24 protein-coding genes are annotated in these 23877 nt (G+C 73.5%); 12 read left to right on the top strand and 12 right to left on the bottom strand.

Annotated elements, in window-relative coordinates; genetic code table 11:
* Window positions 1-72: 72 nt before the first annotated feature.
* Window positions 73-1302 (top strand): zinc-dependent metalloprotease, encoded by a 1230-nt coding sequence (locus ACN261_RS03975; protein WP_421486916.1) that lies wholly within the window; start codon window positions 73-75, stop codon window positions 1300-1302.
* Between the two features lie 194 nt (window positions 1303-1496).
* Here ACN261_RS03975 and ACN261_RS03980 read toward each other — a convergent pair whose 3' ends face one another.
* The gene (locus tag ACN261_RS03980) at window positions 1497-2096 is read right to left on the bottom strand and encodes a hypothetical protein (RefSeq protein WP_421483990.1); all 600 of its coding nucleotides are present in this window, start codon (window positions 2094-2096) and stop codon (window positions 1497-1499) included.
* 137 nt (window positions 2097-2233) lie between these two features.
* Window positions 2234-2764 (bottom strand): M48 family metallopeptidase, encoded by a 531-nt coding sequence (locus ACN261_RS03985; protein ID WP_425848463.1) that lies wholly within the window; start codon window positions 2762-2764, stop codon window positions 2234-2236.
* Window positions 2765-3275: 511 nt separating this feature from the next.
* On the opposite strand from ACN261_RS03985, the gene ACN261_RS03990 reads away from it, so the two are divergent.
* From ACN261_RS03990 to ACN261_RS04000, 3 genes are all read left to right on the top strand, one after another.
* Window positions 3276-3443: a DUF5679 domain-containing protein gene (locus tag ACN261_RS03990; protein WP_007464795.1), complete on the top strand. Its 168-nt coding sequence runs from the start codon at window positions 3276-3278 to the stop codon at window positions 3441-3443.
* 320 nt (window positions 3444-3763) lie between these two features.
* On the top strand, window positions 3764-4831 hold the full coding sequence (locus ACN261_RS03995; protein WP_421483991.1) for a ThiF family adenylyltransferase: 1068 nt from the start codon (window positions 3764-3766) through the stop codon (window positions 4829-4831).
* A gap of 204 nt (window positions 4832-5035) precedes the next feature.
* Window positions 5036-6367, top strand: a complete 1332-nt coding sequence (locus ACN261_RS04000; protein ID WP_421483992.1) for an ABC1 kinase family protein — start codon at window positions 5036-5038, stop codon at window positions 6365-6367.
* A 312-nt stretch (window positions 6368-6679) separates the two neighbouring features.
* Here the strand turns inward: ACN261_RS04000 and ACN261_RS04005 are convergent, their stop codons facing one another.
* From ACN261_RS04005 to ACN261_RS04015, 3 genes are all read right to left on the bottom strand, one after another.
* Window positions 6680-7045, bottom strand: a complete 366-nt coding sequence (locus ACN261_RS04005; protein WP_204926781.1) for a WhiB family transcriptional regulator — start codon at window positions 7043-7045, stop codon at window positions 6680-6682.
* Window positions 7046-7175: 130 nt separating this feature from the next.
* Window positions 7176-7433 carry a hypothetical protein gene (locus ACN261_RS04010; protein ID WP_088644283.1) on the bottom strand — a complete coding sequence of 86 codons (258 nt, stop codon included), beginning with the start codon at window positions 7431-7433 and terminating at the stop codon, window positions 7176-7178.
* A 124-nt stretch (window positions 7434-7557) separates the two neighbouring features.
* Window positions 7558-9738 carry an ATP-dependent DNA helicase UvrD2 gene (locus tag ACN261_RS04015; RefSeq protein ID WP_421483994.1) on the bottom strand — a complete coding sequence of 727 codons (2181 nt, stop codon included), beginning with the start codon at window positions 9736-9738 and terminating at the stop codon, window positions 7558-7560.
* A gap of 88 nt (window positions 9739-9826) precedes the next feature.
* On the opposite strand from ACN261_RS04015, the gene ACN261_RS04020 reads away from it, so the two are divergent.
* The gene (locus ACN261_RS04020; RefSeq protein ID WP_421483995.1) at window positions 9827-10069 is read left to right on the top strand and encodes a mycoredoxin; all 243 of its coding nucleotides are present in this window, start codon (window positions 9827-9829) and stop codon (window positions 10067-10069) included.
* 67 nt (window positions 10070-10136) lie between these two features.
* Here ACN261_RS04020 and ACN261_RS04025 read toward each other — a convergent pair whose 3' ends face one another.
* Entirely contained in the window at window positions 10137-11423 is a 1287-nt protein-coding gene (locus ACN261_RS04025; RefSeq protein ID WP_421483996.1) for an MFS transporter, read from the bottom strand.
* Window positions 11424-11654: 231 nt separating this feature from the next.
* Here ACN261_RS04025 and ACN261_RS04030 point away from each other — a divergent pair, with 231 nt between their 5' ends.
* From ACN261_RS04030 to ACN261_RS04040, 3 genes are all read left to right on the top strand, one after another.
* Window positions 11655-12629, top strand: a complete 975-nt coding sequence (locus ACN261_RS04030; protein ID WP_421486917.1) for a helix-turn-helix domain-containing protein — start codon at window positions 11655-11657, stop codon at window positions 12627-12629.
* Between the two features lie 73 nt (window positions 12630-12702).
* On the top strand, window positions 12703-12921 hold the full coding sequence (locus ACN261_RS04035) for a DUF397 domain-containing protein (protein WP_421483997.1): 219 nt from the start codon (window positions 12703-12705) through the stop codon (window positions 12919-12921).
* Window positions 12922-13156: 235 nt separating this feature from the next.
* Entirely contained in the window at window positions 13157-13420 is a 264-nt protein-coding gene (locus ACN261_RS04040) for a hypothetical protein (protein ID WP_204926777.1), read from the top strand.
* Window positions 13421-13537: 117 nt separating this feature from the next.
* On the opposite strand, the gene nudC is transcribed toward ACN261_RS04040, so the two are convergent.
* Genes nudC through ACN261_RS04060 form a run of 4 tightly spaced genes read right to left on the bottom strand, consistent with a single transcriptional unit; the run spans window position 13538 to window position 18254 of the window.
* Window positions 13538-14485 carry an NAD(+) diphosphatase gene (gene nudC / locus ACN261_RS04045; protein WP_425848470.1) on the bottom strand — a complete coding sequence of 316 codons (948 nt, stop codon included), beginning with the start codon at window positions 14483-14485 and terminating at the stop codon, window positions 13538-13540.
* Window positions 14482-15807 carry a M16 family metallopeptidase gene (locus ACN261_RS04050; RefSeq protein ID WP_425848471.1) on the bottom strand — a complete coding sequence of 442 codons (1326 nt, stop codon included), beginning with the start codon at window positions 15805-15807 and terminating at the stop codon, window positions 14482-14484. The genes nudC and ACN261_RS04050 overlap by 4 nt, the downstream gene beginning before the upstream one ends.
* Entirely contained in the window at window positions 15804-17114 is a 1311-nt protein-coding gene (locus tag ACN261_RS04055) for a M16 family metallopeptidase (RefSeq protein WP_363655552.1), read from the bottom strand. Before ACN261_RS04055 ends, ACN261_RS04050 begins: the two co-directional genes overlap by 4 nt.
* 54 nt (window positions 17115-17168) lie before the next feature.
* Window positions 17169-18254 (bottom strand): LLM class flavin-dependent oxidoreductase, encoded by a 1086-nt coding sequence (locus ACN261_RS04060; RefSeq protein ID WP_425848473.1) that lies wholly within the window; start codon window positions 18252-18254, stop codon window positions 17169-17171.
* A gap of 188 nt (window positions 18255-18442) precedes the next feature.
* On the opposite strand from ACN261_RS04060, the gene ACN261_RS04065 reads away from it, so the two are divergent.
* From ACN261_RS04065 to ACN261_RS04080, 4 genes are read left to right on the top strand one after another with little or no spacing between them, the layout of a single operon-like run.
* Window positions 18443-19504, top strand: coding sequence for an ABC transporter substrate-binding protein (locus ACN261_RS04065; protein WP_425848475.1), 1062 nt, complete (start codon window positions 18443-18445; stop codon window positions 19502-19504).
* Entirely contained in the window at window positions 19501-20280 is a 780-nt protein-coding gene (locus ACN261_RS04070; protein ID WP_425848477.1) for an ABC transporter ATP-binding protein, read from the top strand. Before ACN261_RS04065 ends, ACN261_RS04070 begins: the two co-directional genes overlap by 4 nt.
* On the top strand, window positions 20270-21154 hold the full coding sequence (locus ACN261_RS04075) for an ABC transporter permease (protein ID WP_425848480.1): 885 nt from the start codon (window positions 20270-20272) through the stop codon (window positions 21152-21154). The genes ACN261_RS04070 and ACN261_RS04075 overlap by 11 nt, the downstream gene beginning before the upstream one ends.
* Before the next feature lies 1 nt (window position 21155).
* Window positions 21156-21653, top strand: a complete 498-nt coding sequence (locus ACN261_RS04080; protein WP_425848483.1) for an RrF2 family transcriptional regulator — start codon at window positions 21156-21158, stop codon at window positions 21651-21653.
* 101 nt (window positions 21654-21754) lie between these two features.
* On the opposite strand, the gene ACN261_RS04085 is transcribed toward ACN261_RS04080, so the two are convergent.
* Complete coding sequence (locus ACN261_RS04085) at window positions 21755-21955, bottom strand: hypothetical protein (RefSeq protein ID WP_421484004.1); 201 nt, start codon at window positions 21953-21955, stop codon at window positions 21755-21757.
* Window positions 21956-22301: 346 nt separating this feature from the next.
* Complete coding sequence (locus ACN261_RS04090; protein ID WP_425848486.1) at window positions 22302-23669, bottom strand: DEAD/DEAH box helicase; 1368 nt, start codon at window positions 23667-23669, stop codon at window positions 22302-22304.
* Window positions 23670-23877 lie beyond the last annotated feature (208 nt).

Raw genomic sequence — 23877 nt, forward strand, 5'->3', positions numbered from 1 at the left:
GTCGTGCCTGATATTCCGTTCGGTTTCGCGCTCCCGGGTGGGCAACCACCAGACCCCAACGATCCCGCGCAGATGCAGCAGTTCATGTCACAGTTGCAGCACCTGCTCTCCGCGCCGGGCAGCGGGCCGGTCAACTGGGACCTGGCCCGCCAGGTGGCCGCCAGCCAGCTCGCGGCCACGGGTGACCCGATGGCCTCCCCCTACGAACGGCACGCGGTGGAGGAGGCGCTGCGCCTGGCCGACCTCTGGCTGGAGCCGGCCTCGGCCTGGCCGACGGGCATCCGCGTCTCCCTGGCCTGGAACCGCAACGAGTGGATCTACAAGACGCTCGACGTCTGGCGCAAGCTCTGCGACCCGGTCGCCAGCCGGATGGTCGGCGCGATGGGCGACCTGGTCCCGCCGGAGGCCCGCGCCCAGCTCGGCCCGATGCAGTCGATGGTCGCCACCCTGGGCGGGGCGCTCTTCGGCGGTCAGCTCGGGCAGGCCCTCGGGCAGCTCGCCGCCGAGGTGCTCTCCGCCGGTGACATCGGCCTGCCGCTCGGCCCGGCCGGCACCGCCGCGCTGATCCCGGCCAACATCCGGGTGTACGGCGAGGGCCTGGAGCTGCCGGAGGACGAGGTACGCCTCTACGTCGCCCTGCGCGAGGCGGCCCACCAGCGGCTCTTCGAGCACGTCCCGTGGCTGCGCGGGCACGTGCTGACCGCGGTCGAGAACTACGCGTCAGGCATCCGGGTCAACCGGGAGGCGATCGAGGAGGCGATGGGCCGGGTCGACCCGACCGACCCGGAGTCGATGCAGGCGATCGCCCTGGAAGGGATCTTCACCCCGGAGGACACCCCCGCGCAGAAGGCGTCGCTGGCCCGGCTGGAGACGGTGCTCGCGCTGGTCGAGGGCTGGGTCTGCCACGTGGTGGACAGCGCGGCGGCCGACCGGCTGCCCAACGTGGTCCGCCTCGGTGAGGCGTTCCGTCGCCGCCGGGCGGCCGGCGGGCCGGCCGAGCAGACCTTCGCCGCGCTGGTCGGTCTGGAGCTGCGCCCACGTCGGCTGCGGGAGGCGTCGGCGCTCTGGGCGGCGCTGACCGAGCACCGGGGCATCGCCGGGCGGGACGCGGTCTGGGGCCACCCCGACCTGCTCCCCTCGGACGCCGACTTCGCCGACCCGGTGGCGTTCGCGACCACCTCGACGGACCTCGACGACGAGCTGGCCACCTTCGACTTCACCGCACCGGGCGGCCCCGAGGAGCAGGCGCCGGGCAGCCGTCCCCGTCCCGACGACACCCCGGGCGACACCGACCGCCCCTGACCGGTCCCGACCAGCCGCGACACCGGCCGGACCGCCCGACTCCCGGGCGGGCCCGGCCGGTCGCCGTCGGTCGGCCGGCTGCACTGGTCGGGCCAGGTGCGCTGGTCGGGTCACGTGCGGTGACCGGTCAGGGCGGGTCGGGCCAGGTGCGGTGACCGGTCAGGTGCACGGGTCGGGCCAGGTGCCGTGGCCGGTCAGGTGCGGTGGCCGGAGAGCAGGGCGCGGGTCGCCTCCCAACCCTCGACGGCCGGGTCGAGGGCGGCCAGGTCGGCCGGGCCGCGCAGCCGGTGCCAGCCGGGGGTGACCGCCACGTCGGCCGGGGCGGGGGCCGCGCGCCGCAGGTCCGCCGGCCCGGCCACGTCCAGGTCCAGCGCCGGCAGCCATTCGGGTACGGGCAGCCGGGACGCCACCCCGAGCAGCCCCGGACCGCCCTCGACGGGGGCGACCGCGACGGGTCGACTGGTCAACGGTCGCAGCAGCTTGCCCAGGACGAGCCCCGGCAGGTCGGGGGCGTCGGCAGCCACCACGGCGGCCTGGTCGTACCCGTCGAGGGCGGCCAGCACGGCGGCAACGGTCGGCTCGGGCACCTCGTACACGGGGGTGTCGGGCCAGCGCACCGCGTCGGCCAGCCAGCGGTCGGCCGGGGTCACCGCGAGCGCGGACTCCACCTCGGCGAGGGTGGCGAACAGGTCCACCACGTCCTCGGCCAGGGCGGTGCGCCAGCGCGTCGGTTCCACCCCGGGTGGCGACCAGACCACCGGACCGAGCAACGCCACCACCACCCGTCGGACCATCCCCCGACCCTAGTCGGCGCGGTACGGGTGATCGACTCCTGTGGGCCGAAGTAGCGCCCTCGACGCCGCCCGGACACCGCTACCTGCGCCCCGATGAGTTGATCATCCCAGGGCAGGACGGTCGACGGGGGTGGCGGTCAACCGGCGATCGGCACGGCGGAGGCGGCGGCGACCCCCTCCAGGTAGCCCCGGGCCCGTTCGGTCTTGGCGTACCGGCCGACCAGGGCCCAGAAGCGGGCGTTGTGGCTCGGCACGATGAGGTGCGCCAACTCGTGCAGCAGCACGTAGTCGAGCACCCAGTCGGGCATCTCCTGGAGCCGGTGCGAGATCCGGATGGTCCGGTCGGCGGGGGTGCAGGAACCCCACCGGCCGTTCTGGTTGGTGACCCAGCGGACGCTGGCCGGCAGGGCGTCGCCGCCCTGGTCGGCCAGGTACAGGTTGATCAGGCGCAGGGCCCGGTCGAGCAGTTCGCTGTCGTTGCGGGCCAGCCGACCCTCCCGGGCGGCGAGCCGGGCGAGCATCCGGTCGACCCACTCGCTCTCCTCGGCCCGGGAGAACTGGTCCGGGATGAGCACCACGACCCGCTCGCCGTCCCGGTAGGCGGACACCGTGCGTCGCCGGCGCTGACTGCGCCGTACCTCGACGACTGGCTTCCGCGCCGCCGCCATCAGTGGGCCGCGCAGCCGTGGTTTCCTGCCACGATGGAAAGCTAATGCGTACTGACCAGGGGTCCGCAAGGGTCAACACCCCGACACGCGCCCGGAAAATGGTGGTTAGTAGTAAGGAGTCCGAAAAAAACTGGTGGTGACCATGAGCCTGAACCCCCGTCACCCTTCGTGGCGACGTCGGCGGCCACCCTCGGGCGCGATCTCCACCGTAGGTGATCGGCTTCGACCGCGCCGCCGCACCCCCGTCCGGGGGACCTCCCAGAGGGCTCCACACGGCGTGTCCCCGGCAAACTCACTTATCCCGCCTATTTCGGGATGCACACTCTCGACGTCGACTTGCTCACAGTGTCGATGCACCGCTGACATGGAACCGCCCAGACCTGGGTAGGGTCCGCCAACCGGCGGTCACGTGGGTGGCCGCGGAGAAGGACCCGGCGCCGGCGCCCCCACGGCCCGCCGCCGGGAGCACCGCCGGACCGACGTGCCCGGCGGACGAGACGAGGAGGCTACCGTGGCCGACCAGGCCCAGACCTACAACGGTTACTGCGTGAAGTGCAAGGAGAAGCGGGACTTCGAGGGGCACGTCGAGGTTTCGAAGACCGGGATGAACATGGCCAAGGGCAAGTGTCCGGTGTGCGGCACAACAGTGAACCGCATCCTGGGCAAGGCCAAGGTCTGACCAGTCCGGGTACGACGCGGGAGGGGCGGCCCATCGGGCCGCCCCTCCCGCGACTCCGACCCGAACCGCGACTCCGACCCGAACCGCGACTCCGACCCGAACCGCGACTCCGACCCGAACCGGTCCGCAGCATCCCATCGGCCTGCCCGCGGCGGCGTTCCGTCGTCCGCCAACCCGGTGGCAGCCGTGTCGGCTACCCGACATGACTCCCGGTGATCTGTGGATAACTCGCCGAATCCTGTGGACAACGCTGGATCTGGCGCTGCACACCTGTGGACAACGATCGACGCACCGCAGGGACTCGGTCACGATTCGTCATCATGAGCCCGCCCCGTACCGCGCCCTCCCGTACCGCGCTGCTGCGTCCCGCCCTGCTACCGGGCCTGACCCGGCTCTGGCGGGACCGGCACACCCTGCAACTGGGGCTGACGCCCGGCCGGGCCGTCCTGCTGGAGGTGGCCGACTCGCGGGTCACCCGGCTGCTCGACCTGCTCGATGGCACCCGCAGTGAACGCGATGTGCTGGCCGACGCGGCAAGTGCCCGGGTCGATCCGGGCCAGGCCCGGGGGTTGATCGACACCCTGCACGCCGCCGGGCTGGTCGTACCGGCGCACACCCTGCTCCCCCGTGACCTGACCGGCCCCGACCGGACCCGGCTGGCCGCGGAGACCGGGGCGCTCGCCCTGGCCGGGCCCACCCTGCCCGGCACCCCGGCCCAGGTGCTGCGTCGCCGCCGGGTCGCCCGGGTGGCGGTGGCCGGGTCGGGTCGGCTCGGTGCGCCCGTCGCCGTGGCCCTGGCGCAGGCCGGCGTCGGGCAGGTGGCGGTCGGACTGACCGGCCCGGTGCAGCCGGGTGACCTGGTGGGCACCGGGCTGGCCGCCGCCGACGTCGGGCGGCCGCTGGCCGACGCGGTCCGGGCCGCCATCGACCGCGCCGCCCCGGGCACCCGCACCCGCCCGGCCGGCCGCCACCGGGTCGAGTTGGTGGTGCAGCTCGGTACGGACCGTCCGGCGGACCTGCTCGCCACCGGGTTCGCCGGGCGTCGCCAGCCCCACCTGCTGCTCACCCTGCGGGAGGGGATGCCGGTGGTCGGCCCCCTGGTCCGGCCGCCGGTGGGCCCCTGCCTGCACTGCCTGGAGCTGCACCGCACCGACCGTGACCCGGGCTGGCCCGGCCTGGCCGCCCAACTCGCCACCGGCCCGGTCGACCACTCCTGTGGCACCGCCACCCTGCTCACCGCCGCCGGTTACGCGGTCGCCGAGGTGCTGGCCCAGCTCGACGGCGGCACCCCGGAGACGGTGGGCTGCACGGTGGAGGTCGGGCCGGGCGGCCGGTTACGCCGTCGGGCCTGGGCCCCGCACCCCGGCTGCTCCTGCTCGGGCCGCTGACCCGGGCCGCCACCCGACAGGCCGCAGCCACAACCAGGCCGGGACGAACCCGGTCGGCCGGCCCGTCCGGGGGCAGCGGAGGGGCAGCAAACGGGCGTCGCGGGGATGACGGACGGGCGTCGCGGGAACACGGAACGGGGGACGGGGCCACCCAGCCCGGCTTCAGCGCAGCAGCGGGGCCATGAAGTCGGTAACAATGGCCAGGTGACCGACATCCCGCGCCGCGCCGTGTCCCGGACCGCCAAGCTCGCCGCTCTGCCGCTCGGCTTCGCCGGTCGGACCGTCCTCGGGATGGGCAAGCGCGTCACCGGCATCGCCTCCGACGTCATCTCCGCCGAGATCCAACAACGCACCGCCGAGCAGTTGTTCAGCGTCCTCGGGCAGCTCAAGGGCGGGGCGATGAAGTTCGGCCAGGCGCTGTCGGTGTTCGAGGCGGCGTTGCCTGACGAGATCGCCGCCCCCTACCGGCAGGCGTTGACCAAGCTCCAGGAGGCCGCCCCGCCGTTGCCGGTGGCGAGCGTGCACAAGGTGCTCGCGGAGCAGCTCGGGCCGGACTGGCGGGACCGGTTCGTCGAATTCGACGACGCCCCCGCTGCGGCGGCCAGCATCGGCCAGGTGCACCGGGCGGTGTGGCGGGACCCGGAGACCGGGGTCTCCCGGTCCGCCGCCGTCAAGATCCAGTACCCGGGTGCGGGGGACGCGTTGCTCGCCGACCTCAAGCAGCTCTCCCGGCTGGGCGGGATGTTCCGCGCCATCCAGCCCGGCCTGGACGTCAAGCCGCTCCTGGCCGAGCTGCGGGAACGGATCACCGAGGAGTTGGACTACGAGCTGGAGGCCGAGTCGCAGCGTGCCTTCGCCGCCGCGTACGCCGACGACCCGGAGATCTTCATCCCGGCGGTGCTCTCGTCGTCGCCCCGGGTGCTGGTCACCGAGTGGATCGAGGGGACACCGCTGGCGGACATCATCCGGGAGGGCACCGAGGAGCAGCGCGACACGGCCGGCCGGTTGATGGCGACCCTGCACCTGTCCGCCCCGCCCCGGGCCGGGCTGCTGCACGCCGACCCGCACCCGGGCAACTTCCGGTTGCTGCCGGACGGCCGGCTCGGTGTGATCGACTTCGGCGCGGTGGCCCGGATGCCCGAGGGCACCCCGGAGCCGATCGGCCGGCTACTCGGGCTGTCGTTGCGCGGCGACGCCGACGCGGTCGTCGCCGGACTGCGCGAGGAGGGCTTCGTCAACCCGACCGAGCCGATCGACGCGCAGGCGCTGCTGGACTACATCCGCCCGATGCTGGACCCGGTGGCGCAGGAGGAGTTCCGGTTCACCCGGGCCTGGTTGCGCGCCGAGGCGACCCGGCTGGCCAGCCCGAAGTCACCCGCCTTCCAGTTCAGCCGGCAGCTCAACCTGCCGCCGTCGTACCTGCTGATCCACCGGGTGACGCTGGGCTCGATCGGGGTGCTCTGCCAGTTGGAGGCGAAGGCACCCTACCGGGGGATCCTGGAACGCTGGCTACCCGGCTTCGCCCCGGTCGCCTGACCGGCGACGGCCGACCGACACGACGCGGGGGCGGTGACCGTGATCCGGTCACCGCCCCCGCGTATCAGTGGTGGTTTCAGAGAACGCCCAGGTCGCGAGCCGACTGGCTCCGGCTGTTCATCGCGACGGTACGGGCGGAACGGTGCGCCTCAGTGCTCGTGGTGGTACGACCGGCCTGAGGCCGGCGCATTCGAGCCCGGGACAACGCTTCGTGGAGTAGTTGCATCTCGGTTCCGTTCGGCAGGTGCAGCATCGGGGTCAACTTTCTCTGGGCCGACGGATGTCGGCGGTGGGTGGAACGGATCGGGTAGGTCAGGCTGCCAGTCGGACGGCGCTGCGCGAGGTGGCCAGACCACTGGCCGCCAGTCGCGCCTCGGCCTCGACCCGGAGGGCGGCGTCGCGGGCGAGGTCCTCCTTACGCGGACGGCCCCGGGGCCGCTTACGCGGGACGACCGCGCCACGCTCGAAGATCTCGCCGCCCCAGACGCCCCACGGCTCGGCCCGCTCGACCGCCCCGGCCAGGCACTCGACGCGCAGCGGGCAGTCCCCGCAGAGCGACTTGGCCAGCTCCAGGTCGGTGGGCGAGTCGGAGAACCACAGGTCGGGGTCGAACTTCCGACAGGGCAGGTTCGCCTCCAGCTCGACGCTCACGTCGAGGGGGGCCAACGCCAGACTCATCTCCCGGTCACCTCTCTCTCACTTCGATCTCGTGGATCGCATTCCGACGTACTTCGACGGGCAAAAAACTGAGGCCGCGGATCCCGGTGAGCGGGTTCCGCGGCCTCGAGGTGAGCCGGTGGTCTGAGTGTCAGACCGGTCTACCTCGAGGTGGAACGCCGCGGACATCCATGCGCTTCTTGGCGACATCGATACCCAGACCCGTGAAGCCACTGGTCCCCTCGACTCCCGCAGTGGGTGCAACAGTCAGGTTCAGCTCGGCCTGAACCGAGACCTGGTGCACCTGCGGGATCGACGGTCGCGGAGCGGCAAGGGCCACCCACGCAGCCGACAGCGGAGCGCAGGCAGCTGGCATCGCCGCCGGACGCTCATAGGTGATGATCTCCACGGGTGCCACCTCCCTCACGTTCCTCGTGCCGATTCTGACTCAGCCCCCGTGAGCAGCCGTAATGGCGCTGCTCCCGAGGTGCGTCCTGAGGCTATTCCTCGCCACGGGGCGAGGGCAAACGAATTTACGACGAGATTTCGAGAGTTTTTTCCGGGCCGATCTCGTCGACCGTCGCGCCGGCCACCAACGCCAGCACCGCCTCGCCGTACAGGCCGAGTTTGCGGGGGCCGATGCCGGCGATCGCGATCAGCTCCTCGACCCGGCCCGGCCGCCGCTCGGCCAACGCGACCAGGGTGGCGTCGGTGAAGACCACGTAGGCCGGGACCCGCTGCGCCCCGGCCACCCGGGCCCGCCAGTCGCACAGCCGCTCGTAGAGCTGCTCGTCGATGTCGGACGGGCAGGTGGGGCAGCGGCCCAGCTTGCGGTCGGCACCGGCGACCAGGGTCGCGCCACAGATCCGGCAGGAGACCACCGGGGCCCGCCGCCGCTCGACCGCCCGCTTCGCCGCGCCCGCACCGCCCGACCGGCCCGTACCGGCCCGTTCGCCGCCACCGTTGCGGTCCAGCTGGGGCAGGAACCGCGACGGGCGGCGGGCCCGGCCACCCGGGGAGCGGGCCGACGCGTACGACAGCCAGAGCCACTGCCGGGCCCGGGTGATCCCCACGTAGAGCAGCCGCCGCTCCTCCTCGACCTGCTCCGGGGTGCGGGCGTAGGAGGTGGGCAGGGTGCCCTCGGAGAGCCCGACCAGGAAGACCGCGTCCCACTCCAGCCCCTTGGCCGAGTGCAGGGAGGCCAGGGTCACCCCGTCCACCGTCGGCACGTGCTGCTGGGCGGCCCGCCGGGCCAGCTCGTCGTTGAAGTCGGCCAGGCTGGCCGGGCGCTCCACCGTCGCGGCCTCGCCGATCGGCAGCACCTCGGGGGTGGCCGCGTACTCCTCGGCGAGCTGGACCAGGGCGGCGAGCGCCTCCCAGCGTTCCCGGGCGGCGCCACCGGGCGGGGCGGTGTCGGGCGTCCAACCGACGGCGGTCAGCGCCTCCCGGACGGCGATCGGCAGCGGCGTCTCGCCCGGGATCGAGCGGGTGGCGGCCCGCAGCGCCACCATCGCCTGGCGGACCTCGGCGCGCTCGAAGAACCGTTCCGCCCCCTGCACCACGTACGGGACGCCGACCTCGGTCAACGCCTTCTCGTACGCCTCGGACTGGGCGTTGGTGCGGAACAGCACGGCGATCTCCTTCGCCGGGGTGCCCCCGTCGACCAGCGTCCGGCAGCGGGCCGCCACCGCGGTCGCCTCGGCCGGCTCGTCGGTGAAGATCCGCAGCTCCGGTTCGGGGCCGGGCGGGCGCTGGCCGTGCAGCTCCAGCCGCAGCCGCGCCTCGGTGCCCCGGGCCTGCCCGATCACCGCGTTGGCCAGCCCGACCACCTGCGGGGTGGACCGGTAGTCGCGGACCAGCCGGACCACCGTGGCCGCCCGGTGCCGGCGCGGGAAGTCGATCAGGTATGCCGAGGTGGCCCCGGTGAACGAGTAGATCGTCTGGCTGGCGTCACCGACCACTGTCACGTCGTCCCGGCCGCCCAGCCAGGCGTCGAGCAGCCGCTGCTGGAGCGGGTTGACGTCCTGGTACTCGTCGACGACGAAGTGCCGGTACTGGCCGCGTACCTGCTCGGCGACGTCCGGGTGCTCCTCGATGCCCCACACCGCGGCACGCAGCATGTCCTCGAAGTCGATCACCCCGGAGGAGCGTTTCAGCCGCTCGTACGCGGTGAACACCTCGGCCACCTTCGCCGGCTCGTACGGCGTCTCGCGCAGGGCCCTGCCCGCGGCGACCACGTACTCCCCCGGCTCGACGAGCGACGACTTGGCCCACTCGATCTCGCCGGCCAGGTCCCGGGCGGCGGCCCGGTCGGCCCGCAGGCCGACCTTGGCGGCAGCCAGGGTGACCACCCGGACCTTGCTGTCCAGCAGCTCCGGCATGGCCCGCCCGGACAGCAGCCGGGGCGCGAAGTAGCGCACCTGGCGCAGCGCCGCCGCGTGGAACGTCCGGGCCTGCACGCCCGGCACCCCGATCAGGGCCAGCCGGTGCCGCATCTCGGCGGCGGCCCGCGCGGTGAAGGTGACCGCGAGCACGTGCCGCCCGGAGATCCCGCCGGTCAGCACCCGGTGGGCGATCCGGGAGGTCACCGCCCGGGTCTTGCCGGTGCCGGCGCCGGCCAGGACGCAGACCGGGCCGGCCGGGGCGGTCACCACCGACCGCTGCTCCGGATCCAGCCCGGCGAGCACCGCCTCCGCCGCCGAGTGAACCACCACAGCGAGGAATCATTCCAGCTCCGGCTGATGTTGTACCGGTCAGCCCGGCCTGACCCGGCGGGCGCGACGACCTCTGGAGGATCCGACGATGTTGACCATGTATTCCACCCCGTGGTGCGGCTACTGCCACCGGCTGAAGTCGCAGCTGGACCGGGAAGGCATCGGGTACGAGGTGGTCGACATCGAGCAGGACCCGAAGGCCGCGGAGTTCGTGATGGGCGTCAACGGCGGCAACCAGACCGTGCCGACGCTGCGCTTCGCCGACGGCAGCGCCCTGACCAACCCCTCCATCACCCAGGTCAAGCAGCACCTGGCCACGCTCGCGGGCTGAGCCCGCCCCCGCTTCACGCAGCGGCCGACCCCCACCGGGGCCGGCCGCTGCGTCGTGTCGCGGGGGGTCAGCGCCCGGACAGCCGGTCGGCGGTCGGGTCGGGTAGCGGACGGCGGGGGGCCGGGATGCGGGCCACGGCCGGTGTCGTGGGCGGGACCGGCGGCTTCGGCGGGACCGGCGGGGTGAGCCGACGTCCCCGCCAGAGCCACAGGCCGGCGGCTGTGGTGACCACCCCGACGAGCACGAAGAGCAGCCGGTAGTCGAACACGCCGACGAGCAGCGCCCCGGCCCCGATGGAGACCGCCTGCGGCCCGCTGACCAGCGCCTCGGAGGCGGCGGTGACCCGACCGAGCAGCCCCGGCGGGGTACGCCGCTGGACCAGCGTGGTCAGCCCCACCATGGTCAGCGGCAGGGACAGCCCGGCGAGCAGCAGGGCCAGCACACCGAGCCGGAGGTCCGGCCAGGCCAGGATCAGCGCGGCCGGGCCGAACAGGGTCACCCCGACGGCGAGCGCGCCCAGTTCGCCGACCCGGCGCACCACCGTCGACGAGAGCAGTCCGCCCACCAGGCCGCCGATCCCCTGCACGGCGATCAGCACCCCGACGAAGGCGGCGTCACGGCGCAACCCCTGGTCGACGTACGCGAAGATCAGTGATTCGGTGAAGCCCATCACGAGCGAGCCCAGCCCGTAGCCGAGCAGGGCCCGGCGCAGGGCGGCCTCGTGGGTCAGGTGGCGCAGCCCCGCCCCCAGCTCGGCCGGCCAGCGCAGGGCGGCGGCGGCCGGCGGGTGCTCGCTCACCCGGAGCAGTCCCACCACGGCGGCGGCGACCACGAACCCGGTCATCGCCAGGCTGGTCAGCAGCCAGCCGCCGACCGTGGCGTAGAGGGCCGCGCCGGCCAACGGCCCACCGAGGCGCAGGCCCTGCCGCACGGTCTGCAACGCCCCGTTCGCGTCGGCCAGCAGCTCGCTCGGCACGAGCTGGCGCAGCAGGCCGCTCAGGGTCGCGTGCAGGGTCAGGTAGGACAACCCGTAGCAGGCGGCCACCACGTAGATGATCCACACGTCGGCCCGGTCGCGGACCGCGAACAGCGGGCTGAGCAGCAGGGCCGTGCCCAGGTTCGCGACCACGAAGAACGGCCGGCGGCGGTAACGGTCGACCACCCAGCCGATCAGCGGGGCCAACATCATCGGCGCGATGATCGCGAAGATGGTCGCGCCGGCCAGCCCGTCGGAGCCGGTCAGGTCCTTGACCCAGATGGCCAGGGCGAGCAGCAGCATCGACTCGGCCGCCATGCTGGCCAGCAGCGCGACGAAGAGCAGACGGAAGTCGGGGCGGCGCAGGACGGTGCGCATGGGTTCCCTCCGGCGGGGGTGGCGTCCGGCTGGACGCGTACGGGGAAACTGCCGCCGGTGGGGACGGCGTCGTCCCGGGCCGGCTGACACGTTCCACAGTCGTCTTTCTGTCGCAAGACACGCCCTCGCCGGGACCTCCGACGCCGGTCGCGCCGTCCATACTGACCGTGGGGGTCGAGTTTCATACAGTTACCGTCGCGTCTCGTGGCGGTCTACGGAATCGAGGACACCGTGCCTCCTGCCGTACCGAGCCCGATCCTGCGTCGTCGCAGGCTCGGCACTGACCTGCGTCGCCTGCGCGAGGCGGCGGGACTCACCGGCGACCAGGTGATCGAACGCATCGGCTGGGCGTCGGCGTCGAAGTTGTCCCGGCTGGAGAACGGCCGCAGCCGGCCCGACCCGGAGGACGTGGCCGTCCTGCTCGACCTCTACCGGGCCGCCCCCGCCCTGCGGGAGGAGCTGCTGGTCATCACCGAGGAGGCCGGCGACATGCGCGCCTGGCGCAGGTCGTACCCGGTGATGACCCAGCAACAGCTCGGCTGGGCCGAGCTGGAGGCGGGCTGCGCCCAGATCCGCGAGTACAACCCGGTCCTGGTGCCGGGGCTGTTGCAGACCGAGGGGTACGCCCGGCTGCGGATCGTCTCGGCCAACGCCGCCGCCGCGTCGGCCGACCCGTCCGCCGGGGACGACCCGGAGACCGAGGTCAAGGCACGGTTGGGCCGGCAGTCCCTGCTGGACCGCCCGGACGGTCCCCGCTACACGGCGGTGCTGGAGGAGGCGGCGCTGGGCCGCCGGGCCTGCCCGCCGGACGTGCTGCGCGACCAGCTCGCCCACCTCTGCGAGCTGGCCATGCTGCCGAACGTGACGCTGCACCTGCTGCTGCGCGACACCCGGATCGGCGAGTTCTACCTGCCGCCGACGGCCTTCTCGCTCTACCGGTTCACCGATTCGCAGGACCCGGAGACGCTGGCGATCGAAGGAGGCTTCATCGACGTCATGTCGACCGAGGCATCTACGGTAAATCGCTATAAAGTGACGTTTGAGTGGCTATGCTCGGCGGCGCTCTCCGCATCGGACACCCTTACCTGGCTCTTCGCGGCGACGGGACGGCTGACCGACACGGCGGCCTCGTCCTCGGCGGCCCCGGGTCCGACAGCAGCGCCGGCCCAACGCCGCCGACAACCTGGGCGCCTGACGGAGCGGTGACACACCGACCCGTCGGGGCCGGGCGACCGCCGCTCGTTTCGTCGAAGCAGTTCCAGGAACCAGGAGCAGAGCCATGAACGAGATCCAGACCGTGCCCGCCGACCTGCGCTGGCACAAGAGCAGCCGAAGCCAGACCTCCAACTGCGTGGAGGTCGCCCGGCTGCGCACCGCGACGACCGAGGTGGCGCTGCGGGACAGCAAGGACCCGGACGGCCCGGTGCTGCTGTTCCCGCGCGCCGGCTGGCTCGGCTTCCTCCGGGGCACCAGGGACGGCGAGTTCACCCTCGACTGATCCGGTCACCGCAGCGGGGTCGTCGGCAGGCTGCCGGCGGCCCCGCGTCGTCGCGCCGCCACACCCGTCGACTCCGCGCGGCGGCCTGCCTGAGCAGGCATCGGATGATCGGACAGGACCCGGTCGAAGGCCGGCGATTCCCTTGCCGGGAGCACCGGCGGGCGTAACATGACGATCCAGTGACGTGGAAGTTCCACAACGTAGCCGGCCACCCGCGCTCCGTCCGGAGACCACCATGCGTTACCTGATCGTCCGCACCGACATCCGCACCGCCGCCGACATCGACCTCGCCGCCACCTGGGCCGGCGGAGGTTGCCTACGCAACGAGACCACCACCCCCGAACTGCGCCGCCAGACCGTGCACGCCGAGGACCGGGACGCCGCCCTGCTGCTGGCCCGGGCCCTGTCCACCGTGGGCGCCGTCCGCGCCGGCCGGCAGCGGGTCAAGGTGCTGCCACTCGGCGAACCCGGCCGACGGCACCGCAACCCGCCCGGCTGACCCGCCGTCCGTCGTGGCCGGTCCGGCCCCGCCGGGTCGACTCCCCGCCCGGCCACGACGGCCCGCGATCCCGGTCCGGGGCCCGTCGCGGCAACGACGGCCCGGGGCCGGGACCGGTCAGCAGTGGCCGTCGAGCCAGCGGTGGATCAGGAACAACGCGATCGACGACGGCGGCGGCAGGATCACCCGGTCGCCGTCCCCGGCGTCCACCGCCCGACCGGCCAGCACCGCGCCGATGTCCCGCCTGGTGAACCAGCGGGCGTACGCGATCTCCGTCGGGTCGACCCGCACCGGCTCCCCCGGGTCCGCCTCGGCCAGGTAGCCCAGCATCAGCGAGCCGGGGAACGGCCAGGCCTGGCTGCCCGCGTACGTGATCCGCTCGACCCCGACGCCGACCTCCTCGCGGACCTCGCGCAGCACGGCCGCCTCGGCGGACTCGCCCGGCTCGACGTACCCGGCGAGGCAGGAGAACCGCCGCTGCCCCGGGGTCCGTGGCCAGGCGGCGTTGTTGCCGAGCAGGCAACGCCCGTCCGGGCCGTCCACCCCGTCGTGCACCAGGACGATCATCGCCGGATCGGTACGCGGCCACATCCGGTCACCGTCCGTGCCCACCCGGGTCCAGCCGCCCTCGGCGACCTCGGTCCGCTGCCCCGACCGGGGTGACCAGCCGTGCCCCAGGTGCCAGTTGACCAGGGCGAGCGCGGTGGTGAAGATCCCCGCGTCCCGGTCGTCGAGCAGGTGGCCGATCTCCCGCAGGTTGGCCTCCCGGGTACCCGGCAGCTCCGGCAGCGGGGCGTCCACCGCGAAGACCGGCACCCCGTCCGGCTCCACCCCGAGAAAGAGCGGGTACGCCTGCCCCGGCGGGCCGACCTCGGCGGCGTCCCGCAGCACCAGCACCGGCGGGTTCGCGTCGGCACGGACCAGCGCCCGCCCCTCCCGGGTCGAGTCCAGCACCAGCACCCGGGCCCGCTGCCACGCCTGCGCCAGCCACTGCGGGTCGGTACGCCGGTGCGCCGCCCGGTCCAGGGTGGACCGGGCCAGCGGCGGCGCGGTCTCCCCACTCACGCCGGCTCCGTCCGGACCGGAGTGAGGGCGGCCAGCGGACCGGCGATCCGTTCGGCGTCACCGAGCACCACCACCACCGCCCCCGCCGGGGCGAGGTAGCGGGCACCCACCTCGGCGACGTCGTCGACGGTGACCTTCGCCAGCCGGGCGGCGTGCTCGGCGAGGAAGTCCAGCCGCAGCCCGCTGCCCGCGTACGCGCTGGTCAGGGCGGCCAGCCCGGCCTGGGTGGAGATGCCGAGCTGGAGCGTGCCCAGGGCGTACTGGCGGGCCTGCTCCAACTCGTCCGCCCCCGGCGGCAACGACGCCAGCCGGCCCAGCTCGTACGTGGTCTCCAGCAGGGCCGGCCCGGTCACCTCGGTGGCCACCTCGGCCCCGGCGACCAGCACCGAACCGGCCACCGAGTGCTCGACCGACGAGTGCGGGCCGTAGGTGTAGCCCTTGTCCTCGCGGATGTTCTCCGTCCAGCGGGACGAGAAGTACCCGCCGAAGATCAGGTTCGCCAGTTGCAGCGCGGCGTGGTCCGGATGGGTCCGGGGCACCGCCGGCAACGCGATCCGCAGCGACGACTGCACCGAACCCGGCCGGTCCACCAGCAGCAGCGGACCGGGTTCCAGCGGCGGCGCGGGCGGCAACGTGGCGCCCCGGCTGTCCCCCGTCCAACCGCCCAGCGCCTTCTCCGCCGCATCCAGCGCGCGTTCCGGCTGGACGTCGCCGACCAGCACCAGCACCGCCTCGGCCGGATGCACCCGCTCGGCGTGCAACCGGCGCAGCGCCGCCGGCCGGACCGCGCGGACCTGGTCCGGCTCCGGGGTCTGCACCGCGTACGGGTGCCGGCCGTACATCCGCCGCAGCAGCGCCGTCCGGGCCAGGTGGGCGGGCTGGCTCAGCGCCACCTGGATCCGGTCCACCAGCCGGTCCCGCTCGGTCTGCACCCAGTCGGCCGGGTAGCTGGCGTCGGTCAATACGTCGGCCAGGATCTCCAGCATCCGGTCCAGCCCGGTGACCAGGCCCGCGCCGGAGAGCATCAGCCGGTCCGGGTCCGCCCCGGCCGAGAGCCCGCCGCCGACCTTCTGCAACTCGGCGGCGATCTCGGTGGCGGTACGGGTGCCGGTGCCGGCCAGCACCGTCTCGGCGAGCATCGCGCCCCGGGCCAGGTGGGTCCGGCCGAACGGCATCCACAGCCGCAGCTCGACCAGGGGTACGGCGGGCCGGCGTACCGCGATCACGGTGAGCCCGTTGGGGAGCCGCCGCTCGGCCTGCCGGGGCAGCTTCAGCCGCCGGTTCGGCCCCAGCGGCGGAAGTGCCCGGTTGGCGGTGGTCATTTGGCACCTCCGGGGATGACCTCGATGGAGGCGCGGCGTTCCGGGCGCAGGGTGGCGGCGGCAGCGCGGACCTGGTCCTCGGTGACCTCGCCGACCAGCCGGGGCAGGTCGTTGAGCAGGCCCGGCTCGCCGCGCTGCTGCTCCAGCACCGCCATCCGCAGCGCCCGGCCGAGCACCGCGTCGGTGTCCCGCAGCAGGTGGGTGGCCATCCGTGCCTGGGTGCGGGCCAGTTCGCCGTCGGTCAATCCGTCGGTGGCCAGCCGGTCCAACTCCTCGTCGATGGTGCGCAGCGCCTTGTCGACGTCGCCGCCGGGCGGCAGGTGCGCCTGGAGCAGCAACGCGGTGGGGTCTCGGACGTCGAACGGGTCACCCATGAACCCGAGGTAGCCGCCGAGGCCGGTGACGCTGCGGTCCCGCTGCACCATCCGCTCCACCAGCCGGGACGCGTCCCCGTCGGTGAGCACCTCGGCGAGCACCACGTAGGGCAGGTAGCCGGCGAAGTCGCCGACCGGGTCGGGCACCCGCCACGCCGAGGCCACCGCCGGCAGCGGCGCCAACTGGTCGGTGTACGCGGTGCGCCGCTCGACGGTCAGGTCGGGCTCGGTGAAGTCGGGGCGCTCCGGGGCGGGCCGGGCCGGCACGTCGCCGAAGTGCCGTTCGACCAGGGCGGTCGCCTCCGCGACGTCGATGTCCCCGCTGACCGCGAGCACGGCGTTGCCGCTGGCGTAGTAGCGGCGGAAGAAGTCGGCGGCGTCGGCGACGGTGGCCGACTCCAGGTCGTCGAAGGAGCCGTAGCCGTCGTGCGCGTTGGGGAAGGTGTCGAACATCACCGGCGGCAGGGTCAGCCAGGGGAACCCGCCGTACGGCCGGTTGAGCACGTTGACCCGGATCTCCTCCTTGACCACGTCGACCTGGTTGCGCAGGTTCTCCTCGGTCAGCCGGGGGCCGCGCATCCGGTCGGCCTCCAGGAACAGCGCCCGTTCCAGGGCGTTGCCGGGAAGCGTCTCGTAGTAGTCGGTGTAGTCCAGGTGGGTGGAGCCGTTGAAGGTGCCGCCGGCACCCTGCACGTGCCGGAAGTGGGCCAGTTTCTCCAGGTTCTCCGAGCCCTGGAACATCAGGTGCTCGAAGAGGTGGGCGAAGCCGGTCCGCCCCTGCGGCTCGGAGCGGATGCCGACGTCGTAGACCACCGCCACGCCGATCACCGAGGCGCTGCGGTCCGGGGTGAGCACCACCCGTAGGCCGTTGTCGAGGGTGAACCGCTCGACCGGGTATTTCGTCGCTGGAATTCTCGCTCTCCGGGTCGGCACGTGATCGACCCTAGCGTGTCGCCAGCGGTGACACCGCCGTCCTCGGCCTGCGTCTCAGTGCGACACCGCGACGGGCAGCGCGGTGACCCGGGGCAGCACCTCCGCGCCGACGCGTTCCGCCTCCTCCCGGTGCGGCCAGCCGGAGAGGATGAACTCGTCGACGCCGCTGTGGGCGTACTCGTCGATCCGGGCGGCGACCTCGGCGTAGCTGCCGACCAGGGCGGTACCCGCCCCCTCGCGGACCAGGCCGATGCCGGCCCACAGGTTCGTCGCGACGGCGAGGCGTCCGCTGCCGCCGCCGTGCAGCGCGGTCATCCGGGCCTGACCGACGGAGTCCATCCGGCCGAACCGGGCCTGGGCGGCGGCGATCCGCTCCGGGCTCATCCCGGCCCGCAGCCGGTCGGCCTCGGCCCACGCCTCGGCGGCGGTGTGCCGGGCGATGACGTGCAGCCGCAGCCCGGTGCGCAGGGTGCGACCCAGCTCGGCGGCGCGGGCCCGGACCCGGGCCACCCGGGTGGCGATCGCCGCCGGCGGCTCGCCCCACATCAGGTACGCGTCGGCCTGCCGGGCGGCGACCGCCTCGGCGGCCGGGGACGCACCGCCGAGGTAGACCGGCGGCGGGTCGGCCAGCGGCCGGGCGAGCCCGCCGCCGTCGACCCGGTAGTGCTCACCGGCGAAGTCGAACGGGCCGCCGCGCCAGGAGCGGCGGAGCACCTCGATGAACTCACCGGTACGCGCGTAGCGCGCGTCGTGGTCGAGGAAGTCGCCGTACGCCCGCTGCTCGGTGGGGTCGCCGCCGGTGACGACGTTGAGCGCGAGCCGACCGCCGGAGACCGCCTGGAACGCCTCGGCCTGCTGGGCGACCAGGGTGGGCAGGGCGAAGCCGGCGCGCACGGCGACCAGCAGGCCGATCCGCTCGGTGTGCTGGGCGACCGCCGCGCAGACGATCCACGGGTCGGGGCAGCCGGAGCCGACCGGGGTGAGCAGGGCGCTGAACCCGCCCGCCTCGGCGGCCCGCGCCACCTCGGTCAGATATCCGACGGTGGCGGCCCGTGCGTGCCGGGCCGCGCCGGCGGTGACGGTGGCCGCGCCGACCTGGTCGCCGTCGCCGGAGGTGGGGAGGAACCAGTGGAAGGTCATGTCGGCAGCCCTCTCGCCGTGTCCCGCCCGGTGTACCTCGCCGGGGGCAGCTAAACCTATCAAGAAGGTAGGAAAACCAGGAATATCTGAGACCCGACATCCCATGATGCGGACGGCGCTTGACGCCATCGGAGTCCTGACCCACTCTTCCTACCAACTAAATAGGAATACTGCGGATTGGACAGATGATGAGACGGCTCCCCTTCCGTCGGCTGCTCTCCCTCGCCACCCTCGCCGCCGTCGGCGTGGCCACGATGGGCACCACCGCCGCGTGCGGCGACGACGACAACGCCGGCGGCGACTCCGGCCCCGTCACGCTGCGGCTGGGCTACTTCCCCAACATCACGCACGCCCCGGCCGTGGTCGGCGTCGAGAAGGGCATCTTCGCCGAGAAGCTCGGCAGCGACGTCAAGCTGGACCCCAAGACCTTCAACGCCGGCCCGGCCGCCATCGAGGCGATCTTCTCCGGCGCGCTGGACGCCACGTACATCGGCCCGAACCCGACGGTCAACGCGTTCTCCAAGTCCAAGGGCGAGGCCGTCCGGGTCATCTCCGGCGCCGCGTCCGGCGGGGTCGCCCTGGTGGTCAAGCCCGGGATCACCTCGGTAGACCAGCTGCGGGGCAAGAAGATCGCCACCCCGCAGCTCGGCAACACCCAGGACGTCGCCCTGCGCTACTGGCTCAAGGAGAAGGGCCTCAAGACCACCAAGGAGGGCGGCGGCGACGTCAAGATCGTCCCGCAGGAGAACGCCCAGACGGTGGAGACCTTCTCCAGCGGCTCGATCGACGGCGCGTGGGTGCCCGAGCCGTTCGTCTCCCGGCTGGTCAACGCCGGCGGCACGGTCCTCGTCGACGAGCGGGACCTCTGGCCGGACAAGAAGTTCGTCATCACCAACCTGATCGTCTCCACCAAGTTCCTCAAGGCCCACCCCGAGACGGTGAAGAAGCTGGTCGAGGCGCAGGTGGCGGCGAACGACTTCGTCAACACCAAGCCGGACGAGGCGCAGCAGGCCATCTCCGACCACCTCGGCAGGATCACCGGCAAGCCGCTGGACCTGAAGCTGATCAAGCAGGCGTGGCCCACCCTGCTGTTCACCAACGACCCGATCGCATCCTCGCTCAAGACCGGGCTCGACCACGCCGTCGCGGTCGAACTGACCCAGCCGGTCGACCTGAACGGCCTCTACGACCTGAAGTACCTCAACGAGGTGCTCAAGACGCAGGGCCAGGCCGAGGTCACCCAGCCGTGACGTCGACCACGACGCCGCCGCAGAGCGCGACCACCGCGGTCGCGCTCTCCGGCGTGACCAAGGTGTACGGGCGCGGGACGAACGCCGTCCTCGCCCTGGACGGGGTCAGCCTCGACGTCCGGCCCGGGGAGTTCGTCTGCCTCGTCGGCGCGTCCGGCTGCGGCAAGAGCACCCTGCTCAACCTCGTCGCCGGGCTGGACCGGGCACAGGGCGGCACCATCACGGTGGCCGACGACGCCCACCCCGGCCTGATGTTCCAGGAGCCGGCGCTCTTCCCGTGGCTGACCGTCGAGGCCAATGTCGAGGTGCCGTTGAAGCTGCGCGGGCTGCCCCGGGCCGAGCGTCGGGAGAAGGTGGCTGAGCTGCTGAGCACCGTCCACCTGTCCGACTTCGGCCGCAAGCGCCCGCACGAGCTGTCCGGCGGCATGCGGCAACGGGTCGCCCTGGCCCGCACCCTCGCCCTGGACACCCCGGTCCTGCTGATGGACGAGCCGTTCGGCGCCCTCGACGCGATGACCCGGGACATCCTGCACGACGAACTCGAACGCATCTGGGCGGAACGGCAGCTCACCGTGCTGTTCGTGACGCACAACGTCCGGGAGGCGGCCCGGCTCGCCGACCGGATCATCCTGCTCAGCAGCCGACCCGGGCGGATCATCTGGTCCACGGAGGTGAACGTGCCCCGACCCCGGCGCATCGACTCCCCCGAGATCGCCGCGATCGCCTCCGAGGTCACCGACCGACTCCGTACCGAGGTGGGCCGCCATGGCAAATGACACCCTGACCGGCGCGGCCCGCACCGACGCGGAGATCTCCGGGCTCGACGCCCTGGAGATCGCCGGCCGGGAGAAGGAGGTCTCCCGGGGGGCCCGCCTCTGGGCGTCCACCTGGCCCAAGCTCGCCGCGCTCGCCATCGCCATCGGGCTGTGGCAGGTGGTGGTCTGGAGCGGGTGGAAGCCGCCGTACTCGCTGCCCGGCCCGGTCACCGTCGCCGAGGAACTGGCCCGGCAGGCCGGCGGCCGGCAGCTCTGGGACGGGCTCGCCACCACCCTGCAACGGGCCGCGCTCGGCTACGTCTTCTCCGTCGCGGTCGGCCTGCTGGTCGGCCTGGCGGTGGCCCGGTCCACGGTGCTGCGGGCGGCGATCGGCTCGATGATCACCGCGTTGCAGACGATGCCGTCGATCGCCTGGTTCCCGCTGGCCATCCTGCTGTTCGAGCTGAGCGAGAAGGCGATCTTCTTCGTGGTGGTGCTCGGTGCCGCGCCGTCCATCGCCAACGGGGTGATCAGCGGCGTCGACTACGTGCCACCGCTGCTGGTCCGGGCCGGGCGCAACCTCGGCGCCCGTGGGCTGAACCTCTACCGGTACGTCATCGCGCCGGCCGCGCTGCCGGCCATCGTCGCCGGGCTCAAGCAGGGCTGGGCCTTCTCCTGGCGCAGCCTGATGGCCGGCGAGCTGCTGGTGGTCGGCATCTCGCAGACGTCCCTGGGTGCCCAGCTCACCTACTCCCGGGAACTGTCCGACGCACCCTGGCTGCTCTCCACGATGATCGTCATCCTGGTCGTCGGTCTGGTCGTCGACGCCGCCTTCGGGGCGGCCGACCGGGCGATCCGCCGTCGCTGGGGCGTGCTGGACCAGGCTGGTCAGTGACGTGTACATCTCCGCGCGCAGCGACTACGCGCTCCGGGCCATGCTCGCCGTCGCCGCAGGCGGCGACGGCGGGACCACCCGCCCCGACGGCGGTGACGGCCGACGTCCCGACGGCGGTGACGGCGGACGTCCCGACGGCGGTGGGGAACTGGTCAAGGCGGCGAGCCTGGCACGGGCGCAGGGCATCCCGCTGAGCTTCCTCCAGGGCATCCTGCTCGACCTGCGCCGCGCCGGCCTGCTGCACAGTCATCGGGGCACCGAGGGCGGCTACGCACTGACCCGTCCCGCCTCGGAGATCAGCGTCGGGGACGTGCTGCGTGCCGTCGGTGGTTCGCTGACCACCGTACGGGGGCTGCCCGCCGAGGACGCCGGCTACCACGGGGTGGCCGCCGGCCTGCGCGACGTGTGGCTCGCGGTGGACGGCGCGATAGCCGTGGTGGTGGACCGGACCACGCTGACCGACCTGCTCATCCAGCAGGAGCAGGCCCCGGCCCGCTGACGCCGGTCGCCCGGGACGCCCGTCCGGCCGTCGGTCCCCCAGGACCCGACGGTCGGACGGGCGTCCCGGACCTACCGCCCCCACCGGCCCCCGCGGGAGGCTCAGCCGGCGGTCAGCTCGACCGTCGGCGGACGCCCCTCGTCGGGGCTGTGCAGTTCGACCAGCCCGGCCGGGGCGCTGCGCCCCGGCCTCGGGTGCCAGGGCGCGAACGCCGCGACCATGGCGAGCAGGAGCCCGGCACCCGCCACGGCGAACACCACCAGTAGCTCGCGCCCCGCCCCCGACTCAGCGTCGCCCCCCATGGTCACCCCTCCCGTGCCCGACCGTGCCGGCCGGTTCTTCCCCCGGGAGCAAGCTTCGACCAGTCGGGTCGAATGGAACAGTCACCGATCGGACGCAATAGAGCCGGCAAGCCGACCGACCCGGACGCATGATCACCGAGGGTCCGCACCCGACCCCGTACCGTCCGCGAACTGCGACGACACGCGCCCGAGTCACACCCGGCTGCAAGATCAACACGCCTGGGCCGACGTTGCGGTCACCCGGCCGACCATCACCCCAACATCGACCCACTTGAGTCGATCTCCGCCGACCGGTCGATCCCGGGCCCGCCAGCGGCGGGACCGGGAACGCGCGGCGGTCAGGCGGTCAGGCGGTACGGGGGCGACGCGGGCGGCGGGACCGGCCCGAGGTCCGGTGCGGACGGCCACCCTCGCCACCGCCACCGACGGCGGCCCGCGGACGACCGCCCTCGCCACCGGCGGCATGGGACCGACCGCCCTCGGCACCGGCACGGGACCGGGCGGTCGGGGCGGGCTGCGGGGCGACGATGGTCACCGGCACGCCGGACGGCTCCCGGGCCCCGGTCACCCGGGCCAGCGCACCGTCGCCGAGGCGCACCTGGGTCGACTGCGGGGAGATACCGGCGATGCTCATCAACCGGGAGACGTCCCGGCGCTGCTCCGGCAGGACCAGGGTCACCACCTGGCCGGCCTCACCGGCCCGCGCGGTCCGGCCACCCCGGTGCAGGTAGTCCTTCGCCTCGGTCGGCGGGTCCACGTTGACCACCATGTCGAGGCCGTCGACGTGGATGCCCCGGGCCGCCACGTCGGTGGCGACCAGGGCGGTCACCTGACCGGTGCGGAACTGCTCCAGGATGCGGGTGCGCTGCGGCTGGGACTTCCCCCCGTGCAGCGCCGCGGCGCGTACGCCCTTGGCGAGCAGTTGCCGGGCCATCCGGTCGGCGCGGTGCTTGGTCGCCATGAACAGGATGGTGCGGCCCTCACGGGCGGCGATCTGGGTCAGCGCGGCGGGCTTGTCGGCCGCGTCGACGTGCAGGACGTGGTGGGTCATCGCGGTCACCGTGGCGGTACCCGGGTCCACCGAGTGCGACACCGGGTTGCTGAGGAACCGGCGTACGAGGCGGTCCACCCCGCCGTCCAGGGTCGCCGAGAAGAGCATCCGCTGGCCGTTCGGGGCGACCTGCTCCAGCAGCTTGGTCACCTGCGGCAGGAAGCCCATGTCGGCCATCTGGTCGGCCTCGTCGAGCACGGTGATGGCGACCTGGTCGAGCCGGGCGTCACCCCGGTTGATCAGGTCGTGCAGCCGACCCGGGGTGGCGACCAGCACCTCGGCACCGGCGCGCAGGGCGTCCGCCTGCCGTTGCAGGGAGAGCCCGCCGACCACGGTGACACAGCGCAGCCCCAGCGCCCGGGCGTACGGGGTGAGTGCCGTGGTGACCTGGGCGGCCAGTTCACGGGTGGGGACCAGCACCAGGGCGAGCGGGCGGCCGGGGCGGGCCCGGTGGCCGGCGGTGCGGTGCAGCAGCGGGAGCCCGAAGGCGAGGGTCTTGCCCGAGCCGGTGCGGCCCCGGCCGAGCACGTCCCGGCCGGCAAGCGAATCCGGCAGGGTGGCCGTCTGGATCGGGAACGGCTCGGTGATGCCCTGCTTGGTCAGTTCGGCGAGCAGCGCCGGCGCGAGGCCGGTCGCGGCGAAGGTGGGAATGGTCATGGTCATGCGGAATGCCTTCCTCGACGCGGCACGTGTCGAGGGAGGGCGCCGGGAGCCGGCGCGGTCGCCGACGGAGCAGTCCGTCGGGGACTCACAAGCACGAACCGATGGGGTACGGGCCGGTCCGCCGCAGCACGCCGCGTCCCGCCGGAGCGGGGGGCGGCGCGGCGGACCGGTCCGTCACCGGGTCCGGAGGACCCGGAGGGTGTTACCG

It is taken from the genome of Micromonospora sp. WMMD723, assembly GCF_049863385.1.
Taxonomy (GTDB): Bacteria; Actinomycetota; Actinomycetes; order Mycobacteriales; family Micromonosporaceae; genus Micromonospora; species Micromonospora wenchangensis.